Annotated in this window: 16 protein-coding genes; 10 read left to right on the top strand and 6 right to left on the bottom strand. The window is 40.0% G+C overall.

Annotation, left to right across the window (positions count from 1 at the left end; all coding sequences use genetic code 11):
- The first annotated feature begins 8 nt into the window (after nt 1-8).
- Complete coding sequence (locus EHO58_RS05825) at nt 9-977, top strand: hypothetical protein (protein ID WP_135679230.1); 969 nt, start codon at nt 9-11, stop codon at nt 975-977.
- A gap of 32 nt (nt 978-1,009) precedes the next feature.
- Here EHO58_RS05825 and EHO58_RS05820 read toward each other — a convergent pair whose 3' ends face one another.
- Together EHO58_RS05820 and EHO58_RS05815 are read right to left on the bottom strand one after the other, a co-directional pair.
- Entirely contained in the window at nt 1,010-2,800 is a 1,791-nt protein-coding gene (locus EHO58_RS05820) for a SpoIIE family protein phosphatase (protein ID WP_135679227.1), read from the bottom strand.
- Nucleotides 2,797-4,539, bottom strand: coding sequence for a SpoIIE family protein phosphatase (locus tag EHO58_RS05815; protein ID WP_135628416.1), 1,743 nt, complete (start codon nt 4,537-4,539; stop codon nt 2,797-2,799). The genes EHO58_RS05820 and EHO58_RS05815 overlap by 4 nt, the downstream gene beginning before the upstream one ends.
- A 218-nt stretch (nt 4,540-4,757) precedes the next feature.
- Between EHO58_RS05815 and EHO58_RS05810 the strand changes: the two genes are divergently transcribed.
- A complete protein-coding gene (locus EHO58_RS05810) occupies nt 4,758-5,315 on the top strand; it encodes a hypothetical protein (protein ID WP_135628417.1) in 558 nt (185 codons plus the stop codon).
- Nucleotides 5,316-5,359: 44 nt separating this feature from the next.
- Here EHO58_RS05810 and EHO58_RS05805 read toward each other — a convergent pair whose 3' ends face one another.
- A complete protein-coding gene (locus EHO58_RS05805; RefSeq protein ID WP_135628418.1) occupies nt 5,360-6,292 on the bottom strand; it encodes a bifunctional riboflavin kinase/FAD synthetase in 933 nt (310 codons plus the stop codon).
- A gap of 35 nt (nt 6,293-6,327) precedes the next feature.
- On the opposite strand from EHO58_RS05805, the gene EHO58_RS05800 reads away from it, so the two are divergent.
- Complete coding sequence (locus EHO58_RS05800) at nt 6,328-6,951, top strand: LIC10729 family protein (protein ID WP_135679224.1); 624 nt, start codon at nt 6,328-6,330, stop codon at nt 6,949-6,951.
- Between the two features lie 3 nt (nt 6,952-6,954).
- Here EHO58_RS05800 and EHO58_RS05795 read toward each other — a convergent pair whose 3' ends face one another.
- Entirely contained in the window at nt 6,955-7,287 is a 333-nt protein-coding gene (locus EHO58_RS05795) for an STAS domain-containing protein (protein WP_008595407.1), read from the bottom strand.
- Nucleotides 7,288-7,404: 117 nt separating this feature from the next.
- Between EHO58_RS05795 and EHO58_RS05790 the strand changes: the two genes are divergently transcribed.
- From EHO58_RS05790 to EHO58_RS05775, 4 genes are read left to right on the top strand one after another with little or no spacing between them, the layout of a single operon-like run.
- Complete coding sequence (locus tag EHO58_RS05790; protein WP_135679221.1) at nt 7,405-8,097, top strand: LIC_12936 family protein; 693 nt, start codon at nt 7,405-7,407, stop codon at nt 8,095-8,097.
- Between the two features lie 27 nt (nt 8,098-8,124).
- Nucleotides 8,125-8,793, top strand: a complete 669-nt coding sequence (locus EHO58_RS05785; RefSeq protein WP_135628421.1) for a J domain-containing protein — start codon at nt 8,125-8,127, stop codon at nt 8,791-8,793.
- A gap of 6 nt (nt 8,794-8,799) precedes the next feature.
- On the top strand, nt 8,800-9,786 hold the full coding sequence (locus tag EHO58_RS05780) for a type I phosphomannose isomerase catalytic subunit (protein ID WP_135628422.1): 987 nt from the start codon (nt 8,800-8,802) through the stop codon (nt 9,784-9,786).
- A 3-nt stretch (nt 9,787-9,789) separates the two neighbouring features.
- Nucleotides 9,790-10,080, top strand: a complete 291-nt coding sequence (locus tag EHO58_RS05775) for an HNH endonuclease (RefSeq protein ID WP_135679219.1) — start codon at nt 9,790-9,792, stop codon at nt 10,078-10,080.
- Nucleotides 10,081-10,085: 5 nt separating this feature from the next.
- Here the strand turns inward: EHO58_RS05775 and EHO58_RS05770 are convergent, their stop codons facing one another.
- Together EHO58_RS05770 and EHO58_RS05765 are read right to left on the bottom strand one after the other, a co-directional pair.
- Nucleotides 10,086-10,298 (bottom strand): hypothetical protein, encoded by a 213-nt coding sequence (locus EHO58_RS05770; protein WP_135679217.1) that lies wholly within the window; start codon nt 10,296-10,298, stop codon nt 10,086-10,088.
- 10 nt (nt 10,299-10,308) lie between these two features.
- The gene (locus tag EHO58_RS05765; protein ID WP_135679214.1) at nt 10,309-12,795 is read right to left on the bottom strand and encodes an ATP-binding protein; all 2,487 of its coding nucleotides are present in this window, start codon (nt 12,793-12,795) and stop codon (nt 10,309-10,311) included.
- A gap of 107 nt (nt 12,796-12,902) precedes the next feature.
- On the opposite strand from EHO58_RS05765, the gene EHO58_RS05760 reads away from it, so the two are divergent.
- The 3 genes from EHO58_RS05760 to EHO58_RS05750 all read left to right on the top strand — a co-directional run bounded on the left by EHO58_RS05760 (nt 12,903) and on the right by EHO58_RS05750 (nt 16,442).
- A complete protein-coding gene (locus EHO58_RS05760) occupies nt 12,903-13,241 on the top strand; it encodes a DUF1292 domain-containing protein (RefSeq protein WP_100709161.1) in 339 nt (112 codons plus the stop codon).
- 93 nt (nt 13,242-13,334) lie between these two features.
- Nucleotides 13,335-14,822 (top strand): potassium/proton antiporter, encoded by a 1,488-nt coding sequence (locus tag EHO58_RS05755; RefSeq protein ID WP_244241082.1) that lies wholly within the window; start codon nt 13,335-13,337, stop codon nt 14,820-14,822.
- A 12-nt stretch (nt 14,823-14,834) separates the two neighbouring features.
- On the top strand, nt 14,835-16,442 hold the full coding sequence (locus EHO58_RS05750) for a hypothetical protein (protein ID WP_135679209.1): 1,608 nt from the start codon (nt 14,835-14,837) through the stop codon (nt 16,440-16,442).
- The last annotated feature ends 20 nt before the right edge of the window (nt 16,443-16,462 follow it).

Below are 16,462 nucleotides of genomic sequence, written 5' to 3'. Positions count from 1 at the left end.
GAATCACCGTGGAAATATTCGTAAACGAGCAAAAATTGGAAAGTGTCATCGAAAATGAGAAGAACCTGGGAGAGGTTTTCGACGCTGTACGTCGTTGGGTGGAAACTAACGGCAAATTTTTATTATCCTGCGTTGTGGATGGGGAGGAATTTACCCAGAACACAATGCGTGATTCTTCCATATCAAATGTTTCCAAGATGGAATTTTTTGTGGGAGAGGAGCTTGATATTCTGATCAGCTCTCTCCATGAGTTGGATTCTTATGTGGATAAGGTCGGAACTACTTTACTCGGTAGAGATTCTTTGACCGAAAAAGAATCTAAAGAATTAACAGACGGGATAGAATGGATCCGTAGTCTTTTGGAATCTGCAGGTAAACTTTTAAAACTAAAATACGATCAGATCAAACCTATGGGAACCGGCTCCACAGTAAGTGATATCCTAGATGCGTTGAGTAGTAATTCTTCCAAACTAGATGGGACAACTGCAATCGAAGAATTTTTGGAATATCTTAGAGATCTGAAATTATTCGTTATGGATCTGGTAGCAAGAGCTTCCGTTCTGGATCTTGAACTTCCTACTTTAAGAGAAATTTTAGATACTTTTATCAAGGCTGTTCCTGCATTGAAAGAGAGTTTCGTAAAAGTAAATGAAAGTTATCAGGCAGGAAAAGACGAGGTGGCAACACATCTTCTTACTCAATCTGTTTCTCAGATCAATGTTCTTCTGACTTCATTTATCACTTTGAGACAAAAACTTCCCGGTATGGATTTCTCTAAGATCCAGATCGCAGAAAGAACTTTCGAAGAAAAAACGAACGATTTAAACGATACACTTGCATCTGTTGCTTTAGCTTTAGAAGAAAAAGATATTATTCGTGCAGGAGATATTATCGAGTATGAGATCCCTGCAGTTCTGGATGAATTTCTTCCGTTCTTGGAAAAAGTAAAAGAACAGGCTGATTCTCTCGCAGTATAGTCACTACGTTCCTGAAACCGGCACTCGGCGTATTAACCTGTAATTTCTAAACAGAATAAGGTGAGATCGTCCGTCATGATCCCGTCTCCGAAGGATTCCGAATAGGATACTAAGGAGCGGATCAGACTGTCCGAGTCCTGGTAAGAAAGTTTTTTTACCGCTTCCACGAGTGTGGTATTACCCATCGGAATTCCTTTAGATCCCCTGACCTCGAATAAACCGTCCGAATATAATAACACTCTGTCCCCGGGCCTTAGTTGGATCTGAAAATCCTCCAAGATAGGAGTTCCTACGGCAAGTAAGACCCCTCCTTTTCCTTGCAAATCCAAGGTTTGCCCATCTCTGAGAAGAAGCCCAGCATGGTGACCTGCATAACTATATTCTAATATTCTTGTATTGGGATTATATTTAAGGAAAACCGCAGAGATAAAATGTTGGGTTACCACGGAAGAAAGTAGATCATTCGTGAATAATAAACCTTCCTTAGGTTTGTTTCCTTTTCTAGAAAATACGTTGAATGAGATGGATGCCATTGCAGCCACCATCGCAGAAGAGATCCCATGTCCCGAAACATCCGCAAATAAGATCTCCAGACTTCCATCTGCACTTTCGGAACAGTTTAGAACATCTCCTCCTACTCGATCATAAGGACGAAAATAGGAAAATATCTTAAATTTATCGGAAGAAGGAAAATCTCTGGTGGTAATCGTATTTTGGACTTCTCTCGCTATATCTAGATCTCGGATCACTCTGGAGTAGAGCATATTGATCCTTTCGGAAGCTTCTTTTTTTTCGGTGATGTCTCGAAGTACGTACACTCTGCCTAAGTCTCTTCCCGAGATTGGGATTTCGGATTTGGAAACTTCTAAATAAACCGAATCGGAGGAGGGGAGCATGTCCTCTTCCGAGGAGATCTTTTTTGTTTCGGAAAATTTTCTTTTGAAGTCCATTCTAGAGAAGGGTCTTCTCGTAAATCCTTCTAAAAATTTTCCTAGGTCCAGCTTCTCCGGAGTTGCTGTTATTTTAGGAAAACCTAACATTTCTTTTGCACTTTCGTTCCAATACAGTAGATCATCGGATGCGGATAATAGGATCACACCTTCTCTAAGCTTTGCGTATAATTGGAGAGCGATCTTTTCCAATCGGATCTCTAAAAATCCGTATTTTGCGATCGCTATAAATACGCACGCTGATTGGATCACTGTCACACTTCCGCTCAATGGTGGATAATGTAGATCTCCTTCGGATAGAATCCTAGGAAGGACTGTGGTTAAAAATCCAAGCACGGAAGAAAGGAATGTTCCGAATGCCAAAAGATAACATTGTTTTCTGAATCCTATTTCTTCTTTTCTGGATTCAAAAATCAAAAGAAAGATCGCGTAAACCGGCGGAGAAACCGTGAGCAAATTGATCCCATACACGTAAAGAGGACCCTGGATCAACATATCTCCCCAGTATTTTCTTTCTACACCTGCTATGATCCAATCAGTTGTCAATGTGATCGGAAATATAGCGAGTGCCAATCCTCTCAAAAGATATAAAACTATATTCGGGTTTTTTGATAAGAATGCGAATACGAACTCTAAAAATAAAGGGCCGACTAATAACCAGGAAATAGAACTGATCTTAAAGATCCAAGTCATCCAATGAAATGGTAAGAAGGACCAGTATAGAATAATAGAAATGATCCAAAGACTTAATGCTGCGGAGTAGAAAAGATATAAATGAACTACTCTATGTTTTCCTTTTAACGCTAGGACATAGGTGAACAACCATAGATTGATAAATAATGCGAATAATGGGAGGATTAGATATGGGTTCACGATCCGATCTCCAATGCCAACATTGCCAAATCGTCATTATGTTTTCCGTTCCCGAATTCGAGCGCCTTTCTATGAGCCGCTTCTAATAAAGAACGAGTATCCCTATCCGCCATTCCTTGGATCCAATCTAAAAATTCTTCGTAACCGAAAATTTCTCCTAGATCATTTTTTACTTCGTATAAACCATCAGAATAGAATAATAATCTATCAGAAGTTTGTAGGTCGAAATGATAATCGTTCAGATGTAATTCCTTAACTGCGAGTAAGATCCTACCTTCTCCTTCTAGGGGGTAAATTTTACCTTCTCTGAAGACGAGCATTGGATGATGTCCCGCGTAAGAGAATGTAACTCTGTTTTCCTTTGGATAAAAACTCGCATATACGGCAGAGATATGATGGTGTAATACTACCTTAGAAAGCATTTCGTGGATCTCGGACAAACTTTCCTTGGGAGAAAGTTTTTTATCCGAAACAATCTGGAATGCGATTGAAAGCATTCCGCCCACCATGGCTGAGGCGATCCCATGACCGGAAACATCTGCAAACAGTATATCCACTCTCTCCGAGTGTTCGATCACCCTTAACATATCCCCGCCTACTTTATCTATGGGCTGGAAAAAAGAGTGTATCCTATAAGAACCTTTATCCGGAAATTTTTGGGTAATGATAGAAGCCTGAGTGACCCTTGCAATCTCCAAGTCGTTTACAATTTGTGAATATAGTTGGTGGATTTTTTCTTGGGCTGCCTTCTTTTCGGTGATGTCCCGTAAAAGGTATAAGGTCCCGGATTCATTCTCCGTGATCTTAATCTCGGAAACAGTAAGTTCTATAAACTGTAAAACTGAGTTACCTATTAATTGGTAATCTCTAGGAATATGATCCTGTTCTTTTCTATAATTTGCAAAATGCCATTCCGGTTTGAACAGACCTTCTCTAGATGGAGAACCGTCTAAGATCGCGATTGCAGCCTGGTTCGCAAAAAAGAACTCATGGTTTTCTTTCGTAAGAACGATCCCATCGTGAATGTCTCTGAATAATTCTACTGCAATCCTTTCTAAACTGATATTTAGAAATCCATAACGTGTGATCGCCACAAAAATAAAAAATGCCTGTATGCTGATTGCTGCGGGGCTTAAAGGAACGAATAAAAATCTACCTTGTTCATCCAGATTGAATAATTCAGTATAAGCGCTGATCCCGAGGGCAATCGTGGTGCCCCAGATCCAAAAATTCAATTGTTGTCTGATCTTCCTTTGTTTTGTCCTGAATCTTTCTTTTAAAAGAAGATATAATCCCCAGATCGCAGGACCACTAACTGCGACCGTACTGAATGGAACGAACAAAATCCCTGGTTCCAATTCGTAACCCCAATCATATAAAATAGAACCTTTGATGATCCAATCCGTAGAAGCGGTTAGGAAGATAGTGAGCACCACGGAAAAACGGAAGAATGGGAGCAGGATTGTCGAACGAATGTTTAAAAATCTATGTACTGTTTCTAAGAATAAGAGGCCAACTGGGATCCAGGTGAAACAAGAAAGTTTGAAAATTGGAGTCATCCATTCCGGTGGAAGCATGCTCCAATACAAAATATAAGAAACCAGCCAAAGATTTAAGAATAGAACGAATCGTAAAAAGTCCCGGATAACTGCACTTCGGAACCTTCTCGCAAAAACATATGAAATAAGTAGAGTATTTATGATTAGAGCGCTTATTGGCAGAAAAAGGTAATAATTCATAGGCCTGACGCTTCGAGGCATCCTAACCGGGTCCTAATTCGGAATCAATCCCGAATGACTTGTCGACGGACCTTTTTTGGGCCGGAAAACCACGGTTTTTAGGGAGATTAAAATCCAGGAAACAGGATTTGTTTATTAAGAAAATGGATTGCGTTAGACGACATTGTATATAGGATTGACGCGACTAACGCTCCGTCGCGGCCTAAGAGGAAAATCGAATGAGTGGACTGGATTCGGTAGGAACGATGGAACCTAGCTCCGATTATTTGATCCAAGAATCAATATCCTATCCCTCTAAAGAGGCCCCTATACTTTCCTTTAAAGGAGTAACTCTTACTCCAGTATGTATTTGCCCGGAATGTGGGGTATCCAGCAAAACTCCTTGGTATAAATCCAGAGGTAGACTCAGAGATTGGGCTGCATTCTTGGAAGAAGTCAGATATATCATCTGTTCAAACGAATCCTGTCGGACAAAATACTCTCAAAAGTACCTTTTAGATTTTCCAAAAGGGGTCAGTATTTTAAATAAATCGAATTTACTTCATTCTTTAAAGTCATGGTTCGAAGAATTTTCAGGAAAAGAGATCATTTTGGCAGAAGGGGAGGATTCAGACGGTTTATCTTGGGACCCATTCTTCCAATCCGTGCCGAATTGGGCAGACCATATCCCCACTCATCTATTTGCAAATATTCTAAGATATACGCCCCCTAAGGATTTAGAAGGTATCCTTTTAGGAAGAAAGGGAATTCCTATATTCGGCGGATTTAAATTTTAAGAAAAGCTAATAGTCCGCTTTCGCGGGCTTCAGGAGGGAAGCGACTATCTTTCTTGCAGGATCTTTCTAGAAAGAGTCTCGTCCTTTTTCAATTGAGAGACCAGAGCGTCTACTCCTGGAAATTTGATCTCTTCTCTGATCTTTTTGGTAAAAATTACGTTTACCTTCTTCCCATAGATATCATCAGAAAAATCGAATATATGACTTTCTAAAGTGACTGCTTGGTCACCGAATGTAGGATTATTTCCGATATTGATCATAGAAGGATAGGTTTTACCTTCTATTTCCGTTCTTCCCGCATAAACTCCTACACCAGGAAGAATAAGTTCAGGCAGAGCCTGTACATTCGCAGTAGGGAATCCGATCGTTCTTCCTCTTTGGTGGCCTTGTACAACTGTTCCTGTGACGGAGAATTCCCTTCCGAGGCATTCTTCTGCTTCTTCTACCTTACCTTCTCTCAATAAGGATCGAATATAGGAGCTGGAAAGTTTTGTAGCGCCAAGGAACACAGGATCCAGTTTTTCCAAATCGTATCCGTATTCGGAAGAATATTGTTTGAGAAGTTCGTAATCTCCTCTTCTTCCTTTTCCGAAACAATGATTGAATCCGATCAGAATCGATTTTGCTCCGAGTTGGTTGATTAAAATTTCTTTTAGGAAGGTTTCCGCCTCGATTTGGGCGAATTCTAATGTGAATGGGACAACGACTAGCCAGTCTATCCCGTAAGATTCTATTAAATTTTCTTTATCTGCTTGTGTGGTAATCCCTCCCAGGTCTTTGTCTTTTCCTAAAACAAGAGCAGGGTTGGGATGGTATGTGACTACGCAGGAAGGGAGACCTTTTTCCAGGGAAATTTCCTTGGTTCTTTCTAAAAGAGCCTGGTGGCCCAGATGGATCCCGTCAAAATTCCCCAAAGTTACGACTGTGGAAGTCTTTAGGTTGCTTTTTAAGTTCTCCAGACTTCTAAGAATTTTCAAGTTTCTCTCCAAAGGACGGTCGATATTCTAAAAAGATGGACTGGCGCCGAATTGCAATACTCTTATTCTTAATTCTTGCCGCTGCCGGACAGGGTCCGATCAGTCAGGAAAATCGGAAAACGAAAAATTTTGAGAATTTCTCCAAACCGATGGGGGGAGAAAACTATATTTCCGAGGATTATAAAACCTTCCCCGAACTTTCCATTTGGGCCTATCATAACGGTCTGAAATTAGCTCCGGATAGAAAAGATCCTGCTCCCGGTGCCGGGACAGGCAGATTATTCGACAACCAATGTAGAATGGTATCTGAAACAGGGTTGGATATCCTACTCATCGCAGATTCGAATAAAAAAGACATTATCTACGTTTATTTTGACCTCACACTATTCTCTAAGACGGAAAATGCGGCGATTTTGCCGGAAAGGGAGCTGAGAATTTCCGCAAACGGGATCTTAAAAAGAACGATCCGCTTTCCGGATGCGAACTTATACTCAAAGTCTATTTATGCAGGAACTCCTCCAGTGTACATCACAGTGGATCCCTCAGAGTTGAGAGAAGGTAGATTAAATTTGAATCTTACGCCGCTAGCTGGGGAAAAAGGAAGGTTTTGGGGAGTTTGGGACGTGTTTTTGTCCTACACAGCCCCGGAATATCCTTGAAGATCAGGGAAACTGGCTGGTGAATTCTGACTCTGAAAGAGTTTGGAAATAAGAAGTCAGTCCTGCCACTTTGAAAACTTTTTCGATCGCAGGTTTCATGTTCGCGATGAAAAATTTTCCGCTCAATTCTTGGACATAATTCAGTTGTTTAATCAGCATCCCGATCCCAGAGGAATCGATATAGTTTAACTTTTCCAGGTTGATCACAACGTTATTGTTATTTCGATCAATGTTCTGTTCGAAAAAGTTTTTGAGATCTATGGACGTATAGATGTCCAGGCTCCCGGAGAGGCTGATTATATTTGTTTCGCTGGATTTTCTAATGCTGATTTCCATATCCGTCCCTTCCCTTTTCGTAGAATCCGGCCGGAATTCAACGAATTTTTAGGAAAAATCCGGGCTTTTTACCGGAATGGACGACACTAAATGTAGGAATCGTCCGGACTCATACGAATGAAGAAACCGTCTATCTTACTTCTTTTGATCTGCTTATTCAGTTGGGAAATATTTTCTCAAGACTTTGAGAAGGACGGTCAGATCAAAATTCTTCCTTACGAACCGATGCAGGTCCGTGATATCGAAGGACTGACTAAAGATATCAAGGACTTTCATAAAAGAATAGAGGATATGCTCCCTTTTCTTAATAGAAGGAAGAAAATTATTGATAATGAGTATTTCCAGTTTGTTCCCGCGATGGAAAATTTTAATTTCCCAGTTCGCGACAGATTTTTGGTAGATAAAAAGTTTTATCTAAAAGTTTCAGGGGGAGAAGGTTCCTTAAAACTGGATGGAGTTCGCTTCATTACTAGAAAATCACTGGTTACTAAACTCAGACCGATCAATGATGAGATCGGAGAATTAAAGAACGAGAAGGTTGTAGCCTCAGATCTTGCTAATATTGTTTTAGTTGTAAAAAGAAAAACGGATGCCGGAACTAAAGAAGAGGTGTATAGTCTCGGAAATATTCGGAATCCGAACCAAAGAGTCAAGTTTGTCCGTTCTTATCGTGATAATCTTGCGGAAGTGGTTCAGGCTATAGACAAGTATGTGGAAGGAACGATCCGTGCAGACAGGAAGGATGTGGATACCATGCTGGACGGTTTGGAAAGTGGCGGTTCCTTTCAAGAATATAATTCGAATCGTTAAACTATTTCTCGAGTCTAAAATTTTACCATGAGTTCGGTCTGGACAGATCATTATCGCGTTCTAGGCCTGAACTTCGGTGCCAGCCCCGATTCTATTAAACATAGATATAGAGAACTCGCCAAAATTTTTCATCCTGATAATAGGCTCACAGGTTCCAAACCTGTGTTCTTAAAAGTTTTGGAATCTTATCAGATACTTTCTAAACCCGAAGAACGTTCTCGTTTCGACCAAGAATTTAAGATCCGTAAAAGACAAGAACATGCAAAAAATGGAATTCATCTGATCCCACCTTCCAGGATCTTATTCGCTACCCAAGCGGTTGAATTTGCAAGAAGGGGCCTTCTTCGCGCCGGAATGAGAAGTAGGGATCGCAAAAAATACACAGGCATCTACCACGATATTCGTATCTGCCTCAAACCGGAAGAGTTATTGGGCAGAATATTCGCCGCTATTCCTTTGGTAGTCAGATCTATCTGCCCGGAATGTAGGGGTTCTGATCTGAACTGCGCCTCTTGCGGAGGAAAGGGTAGTTATAAAAGTTATAGATACCTAAAATGGAGCCCCGAGCCAGGTACATTGGTGCCGGGAAGGATTTATACCTTGGACTTATCTGGGTTTCGCCCCGATGTATTTACTCATTTCAAGAAGCGGATCTTAAAAGTTAAAATTGAACTCTTTCAGGGTCAAAAAAAATAGGCATATATGCAGAAGGTTTTAAAATTCGAGCCCATCTATAAGGAAAAAGTATGGGGCGGTAGAAAATTAGAAACCATATTGGGACGTTCTATTCCTTCGGGAGATATCGGTGAATCCTGGGAGATTTCGGATTACGGTTCGGATCTTTCCAAAATTACGAACGGAGAATGTTCCGGAAAAACTTTTAGAGAAGTATATACTTCCGATTCAGACGCAGTACTCGGAAAACCTTTTAAGGGACAGAGCTTTCCTTTATTGATCAAATTGATTGATGCTAAAGAAAAATTATCCGTACAAGTGCATCCGGATGACGCATACGCGGAGAAGTTTGATCCAGAAAGTGCAGGTAAAAAAGAAGCTTGGACAGTTTTGCAAGCGGACAAAGGTTCCAAACTAGTTTGCGGATTTTCTAAACAAACAAATAAAGAAGAATTTTCCGAATACGTAGAAACGAATAGAGTAGAAGAAATTTTAAACGAAGTAGAAGTAAAAGAACTAGACTCTTTTCTTTTGAATCCGGGAAGAATTCACGCAATCGGCGGTGGGATCCTTCTGATGGAAGTCCAACAATCTTCTGATTCCACTTATAGAGTGTATGATTACGGAAGACCAAGAGAGTTACATCTCAAAAAAGCATTGGACGTTTTGGATTTTTCTTCTGCGGATCCTAAGGACAGATTGAGTCCTAAACAAATTGATTCTTTGGAATTCAATCGTTCCGTTCTAACTGCAAATGATAAGTTCAGAATGGAAATTTTAGAGATCGATTCCGTTAAAAAATTTTCACTTCCTTCTTTTTCATCCGAACCTGTGTTCCATGTTTTGATGGTTCTAAGTGGAGAATGTAAATTAGAAGATCTGGATCTGAAAACTGGAGATACTGTTTTAGTCACTGCTTCCGGTATCAAAGAAGGAATTAGTTGTGAATCTAAATCTTCTTTCTTACGTTTGGCTTGGTCCGGTCCAGGTTCTGATTGGATTCAATATTCTTAGATCATGAATGGACCAGGAGAATATTCGGAAGAGCCGCTTCTTTGGGTAAGCGAATCCGAGATCAAAAAGCAAAGACAGATCGCTAAAGAATTACGCAAAACTCCTTGGTGGAGAAAGAAAAAAGCGGACGGTATCTGTCATTACTGCGGTAAAAAATTTCTACCTGATGAACTCACCATGGATCACTTGATTCCTTTGGCAAAAGGTGGAAAGTCCATCAAAGCGAATTTGGTCCCTGCTTGCAAAGATTGTAATAATTCCAAAAAGAACAAACTTCCTTTCGAAGAATTCTGATCTTCTTACCAGCAATGTGTGTGGTATACGGCTTCTAAAAGATATAGATCACATACTGCCTTATTACTCTGATCCGCCAAACAAGCAGTCTGCAATATTTCTGCAGTCTTTTTATCACTTGGTGTGGCCCTTCCACAATCCTGTTTTCCCCCCGAATTACAATTGGAAGATGCGAACAACATAAATACGATAAAGACTGAGAAGAGTATATTGCGCATTTTGAATGGATTAGTCTGAGGGTTTTGGTCTACTCTGCACATATCTTTCTAAAAATAGGATCCAATCCCTTTTGAGAGAAGGTTTTTTGAGATAAGAATCGAATCCGGAACTTTCGAAAAATTCTTCCGAGCCCGGTAAAGCGTGAGCAGTCCAAGCCACAAGATACGGAGGATGGGCGAAAGATTCCTTAATTCTTTTGGAAACTTCTAAGCCGCTAATATCAGGAAGATCGATATCTAAAAGTATGATCTCGTAGGTCTCTCTGTCTAATTGAACGATTGCGTCTTTACCCATTCCTAAAGAATGTACTTTCATTCCGAGCTTAGTTAGAATATCGAATGCAACTCTTCTGGAAAATTCCTGGTCTTCCACGAGCAAAATTTTGAGCGGAGGTAGAACGATAGGTGGAGCTGCCTCTTCTTCTAATTCTTGTTTTTCCGGTTCTTCTTGAGGAAACGGAAGTAAGAATGAAAACTTGGATCCTTTTCCCGGAGAACTTGTGATCCGGATACTTCCCCCCATAAGCTCCACCAATTTTTTAGAGATAGTTAAACCCAATCCGCTTCCGCCGAATTTTCTAGCAACGGATGAATCCGCTTGGACGAATGGTTCGAATAATACCGATGCCTGTTCTTCCGCGATACCTACTCCATCATCTTGTACCCAAAATTCTAAAACCCGCGAGAAAAGATCTTCTCCATAAAAACGAACTCCAAGGCAAACCTTTCCTCCGGAGCTTGTAAACTTGATCGCGTTACTCAGAAGATTTAGAAGTACTTGTTGGATCCTTCCTTCGTCTCCTAAAAAAATCCCCGGGTGGTGTTCCGGATAAGATATATCTACTAAAACTCTTTTTTCTTCCGCTCTTGCTTTCACCACTCTTGCCGCTTTTTGTAAAACAGCGAACGGGTCGAAAGGTAAGATCTCTAACACGAAACGATGGTTTTCTATTTTAGAAAGATCTAATAATTGGTTCACTAAGTGGAGAAGGTTCTCTCCGGATGCTTGTATAATTTCCGCGTATTCTTTTTGTTCTTGGGTTAAAAAAGTTTCGCAAAGAAGATTAGAAGTCCCCAAAAGTCCGTTTAAAGGAGTGCGGATCTCGTGGCTCATGATAGCCAGGAAGTCATATCTATATTTTGCTTCCCATTCCGCTTTTTCTTTTGCAGCGGTAAGTTGAACGGTTCTGGATTCCACCTTGTTTTCCAGTTCTGTTTTTAGTTCGTTCAGGTTTTGGTTCGCGATCTGTAGTCCCTTCTCCGCTTCCATAGAAGTTCTCAAAACTCTGGAGAAGGAGAATGAAAAACCTAAACTATGGAAGAATATGAATAAAAAGATCGCCGGAGCTAATATATAATGATTATTTAATACGTAATTAGACGATAGAATGTCGTTTGCGCCAGCGATGATTATGAAGGAGATCCCTACTAAGAAAAATCTGGAGCCGGGTCTTGCATGAATGACCGCTCTTGCACAACCCAATAGAGTATAAGCTCCACCTATAAGGATCGTAAATTGGAAAGGGAAGAGTAATCTCGCATAATATTCGGCTGGCAATACCAGAGTAGGAATTGCAAAGAATAACATTACGATCAATGAGATCCTTTCTGTTTTTGGATGGAAATCCTGTTTGAATGCGGTGGCAGAATAGGACAAAAACCCCGAACATAGAACGTACGTGCTCAGGTATTCTAATCTATAACTGATCTCCCATGGAACTTCAGGGAATACATAATTGAATAATCTGTTCCCAGTTAGGAAAAATCTAAATACGGAAGCTAAAGAAAATAGTGCAAAGTAAATTTGACTTTTTTCTTCTCTCGTTCTGATAAAAGCCATGATCTGATAGATCGCAAGTACCAAAACCGCAGCGGAACTTGCAATGTCCACAGCTTGGCTAGAATGCAATTTTTTTAATATAAGAGAAGGTGTCCCGATCTCTGGAGTAAACCAAAGTCCTCCGTTAATATGTGCGAAATTGGAGATCTCGAAATCTAATCTTTTCAGATTTTGAGGAAGAAGGACGATCGAAGTTTGCAGGAATGGAACCGAAGTCTCGGGAGTTTTTCCCACCTTGCCTACGGTTTCTAAAAGTTTTCCATCCGCGTAAATTGAGTATGATGTTCCTAGATCCGGGACTTTTAACATCAACTCAGGACAATTTTCTGGAAGTTGAATTTGAAGAGAATAGGTTCCGAAACCTTTTCCATTCGGAAATAGAAGTTTACCGTCTTTTACAAATTCATTCCAGATTTGAGGAACGGATACGTAAATCCGATCTTGGATTTGTTCCGGCTCAGGTTCCGAAGCCAGAAATTTTCCCGGAACCAATTCCCATTCTCCTCTAAGAGAAAGAATAGTTTTATTCGGATCCCAAGTTTTTGAGTCTAGTTTACCTTCTCGAATTTCTCCAAAATCATAATCTGTCCTTCCGCAATTCCAAGAGAGCAGAGTGCAGAGAATAAAAATTGGGAAAATTACGCGATTCGAATACATAAATGACGGAATTTCATCCTATAAACGACGTATTTTCAGGTTTGTCCACCTTTTACGGCATAGCCGAATCCTTTTTTGGGCCGATCTTTAAAGTGAGGAATGACTCTATGCTGGAATCTTACGATAAGGAAACCGAATCCACAGAGCATGAGGAGCTAGGCGACGAGCTTCTGCACTTATTGGATGAGGATGGAAATCCATATTCTTTTATCGTGGGAGAAGTAGTAGAGTTAGACGAGCACCAATATTTCTTACTCATACCTTCCTCTGAAGATGAAACGGATTTCATCAATCTGGATGTAGGGTTTTTAAAGGGAGAAGAAAGTTTCGGATACTTTGCTGTGAAGATAGAAGCAGACGAATTCGGAGAAGATAGATTGGTAGAAGTCACGGACTCCAGAGAGCTGGAAGATTTATTGTACGAACTGAACTCTGACGTAGTCTAATGGGTCCAATGTTTTTGATTTTTGTTTTGAAAATAGTTTTTTTCAGATAAAAAAAGAAATCGCATAATTTTCAAAGGATTAGAATCTATCGTAGTGGAATTGAACGCTCTTAACTTCGAGTTTCAAATTTTAGCTCTCTCGAGCCTTATCATTCTTAGCATAGGCCTATTGCGTGTTTCCACAAAATTTGGAATTCCTTCTCTACTTATATTCTTAACGATCGGAATGTTGGCAGGTTCCGACGGCATTCTAAAGATCTGGTTTAATGACGCGGATCTGACCCGTAAGGTCGGTTCTATTGCATTAGCATTTATCTTATTCTCCGGAGGTTTAGAGACCGACTGGGTTAAGGTAAAACCTATACTTGGTAAAGGGATTTCTCTCGGGACCCTGGGAGTACTTCTCACCTGCGTTTTCGTGGCCCTGTTTGCAATTTTTGTAATGGGTTTCGATCCTATTATCGGATTTCTTTTGGGTGCGATCGTATCATCCACCGACGCTGCAGCAGTATTTAACGTTCTCAGAACCAGCAATATAGGTATGAGAAAGGGACTCACTTCTCTTTTAGAATTGGAGTCTGGAAGTAACGACCCTCTTGCAGTTTTATTGACCACTTCCGTTTTAGGTTTTGTAGGAACTTCTTCTCCCTCTTGGGACACCTTAGCTTGGACTATCTTCCAACAATTCAGTTTAGGAATTATCTTAGGTCTACTTTTAGGATATTGGATCTACCGAGGTATGAACCGGATCAAACTAGATTACGAAGGTTTGTATCCTGTATTACTTTCCGCTTCCGTTCTATTTGTATATGCCGCAACCGATTTGATCGGTGGAAACCCGTTCTTGGCAGTGTATATCGCAGGGATTATCATAGGAAATAGATCCTTCGTTCATAAACGAAGTAATGTTCGTTTTATGGACGGGATTGCATGGTTGATGCAGATCGTGATGTTCCTTACCTTAGGACTTCTCGTATTCCCGTCTAAAATTCCTTCCGTCGCCGCGTTAGGAATAGCGTTTTCGGTTTTCCTAACAGTGATTGCGAGACCTGCCGCAGTGTTTTTAGCTCTGACAGGATTTAATGTGGACTGGAGAGAAAAACTTTTGGTCTCTTGGGTGGGATTAAGAGGTGCTGCTCCGATTATTCTGGCTACATTCCCTTTTGCAAAACAACTTCCAGAGTCGGAGATGATCTTTCATATAGTCTTCTTTACGGTCTTAACTTCTTTGTTATTGCAAGGATCTACGATCCCATTTGCAGTTCGAATTTTAGGACTCGAGGCAGCTTTGGAACAAAGAGCTTCTTATCCATTCGAATTCGAGAACAAGGACAAGAGTGATACTCAACTTCTAGAGTATATCGTTCCGTACGGTTCTGCATCGGTAGGTAAGTTCGTATACGAATTGGATTTCCCGGAAAACTCTTTGATTACCTTGATTTACAGGGGAGATTCACACTTGGTTCCAACCGGTAAAACCAAAATGGAAGACGGAGACGTTCTTCTAGTTTTAACCCCTGAAGGCGCAGAAGATAAGATCAGAGAAATTCTTTCCAGAATGGGAGACAGAAAGGAAGCATAGCTTCTCATTGTAATGGATCGTTTTGATTGGAAGAAGATCATTCGATCTAATTATTTCGAACTGACCTTAGTTCTTTTTATCTTCTCTTATATCTCTTACCAAAACGCTTGGCTAAGTGATGATTCATTTATTAGTTTTAGGGTATTAGATCATTTTGTAAACGGTTTCGGTTTACGATGGAATATCGCGGAGCGTGTGCAGGCATTCACAAATCCGCTTCTGATCCTGGTGCTTTCCCCTTTTTATTTTATGTATCAGAATATAGTATTCTGGTCTTTTTTTAGTTCATTTGTCTGGGGACTTTCCGCATTCTATTTTTTAAGAAAGATCTCCGTCTCAAAAGTTTCCTTTTGGCTGGGTTTGTGTTTTCTTTTATCTTCCAGATCTTTTGTGGATTATACCTATTCAGGTTTGGAAAATTCTTTGAATTATCTAATAGAAGTGATCTTCTTCTATTTATATTTTAAAAAAGAAGAAGGAACCGATTCTAAATTGCCTGGCCTGGTCCTTCTTGCCAGTTTTGCTCTAGTTTCCAGGATCGATTTTATTCTAATCTTTATAATTCCTCTTCTGATCGTTTTTTTTCAAGATTGGAAGAGAAGAAGAATTACTTTTTCTTTAAGTTCTAAAATCGTTCTTTGCAGCTTACCTGCTATTCTTTGGTTTCTATTTTCCGCTTTGTATTACGGTTCTCTTTTGCCGAATACATACTATTCCAAAACGAACGTAGAGGATTCTTTCGTTCAGATACTTTCGCAAGGATTACAGTATTATATTTTCGAACTGAAATGGGATTCTATCGTATGTATCTTCCTTCCGATCGTGGTGATCGTTCGAGCGGTTTTGAGAAAGAATTCGAATCCTATTTTAATATCTTTGGTCTTTTCTTTGCCATATTTAATGTATATCCTCTTTGTAGGCGGAGACTTTATGGCCGGAAGATTTTTCACTTACGTGATTTTTCTTTTTGGGATCGCATTGGTTCGCCTGGAAAATATAGAGAAAAAAGAGATATATATCTTAGGATCTGCTTTAATTCTTTATAATATTCTTTTATTCTCCACTCCTATTCACTCTATTAAACAGCAAGTGAGCAAAAATCCTTGGGTTTTAGATAAAGTAGGAATTACGGATGAGAAGTTTTGGTATTATCCTGGAACAGGTCTTTCTTGGCATGATAGAAATGGTTCTATCCTTTCTAATCTGGCGAATAAAAAACCGTTTTTCCCTCCGACTGATCAGAAAGTATTCATTAAATATAATACAGGCGTAATCGGGTTTTTTCTTCAGGATCAGTATATCATCGATATAATTGCGTTAGGAGATCCTCTTCTTTCTAGGATCCAAGGGAAGGGTAGGGTAGGCCATAAGGTCAGACAATTACCTTTAGGATATTTTGAGTCCTTGGAATCCGGAGAAAATAAGATCCAAGATCCTAAACTTAAGGAATATTATGATTCTTTGAACCTGTTGACAAGGGGAGAAATTTTCGATTCCAGAAGATTGGATTTGTTCTGGAAGTTTCAATTCGGCTCTCTTCGCAAGTATAAGGAGCCTTATCTGATCGATGAGGTTCGCGAAAAGAAAATATGGTCAGAAGGGAATCGTGAGAAAATGTAATAGATTAATTTGATCTAAAA

Source organism: Leptospira selangorensis (assembly GCF_004769405.1).
Lineage (GTDB): Bacteria > Spirochaetota > Leptospiria > Leptospirales > Leptospiraceae > Leptospira_B > Leptospira_B selangorensis.
This window is presented reverse-complemented; position numbering and strand designations above follow the sequence as displayed.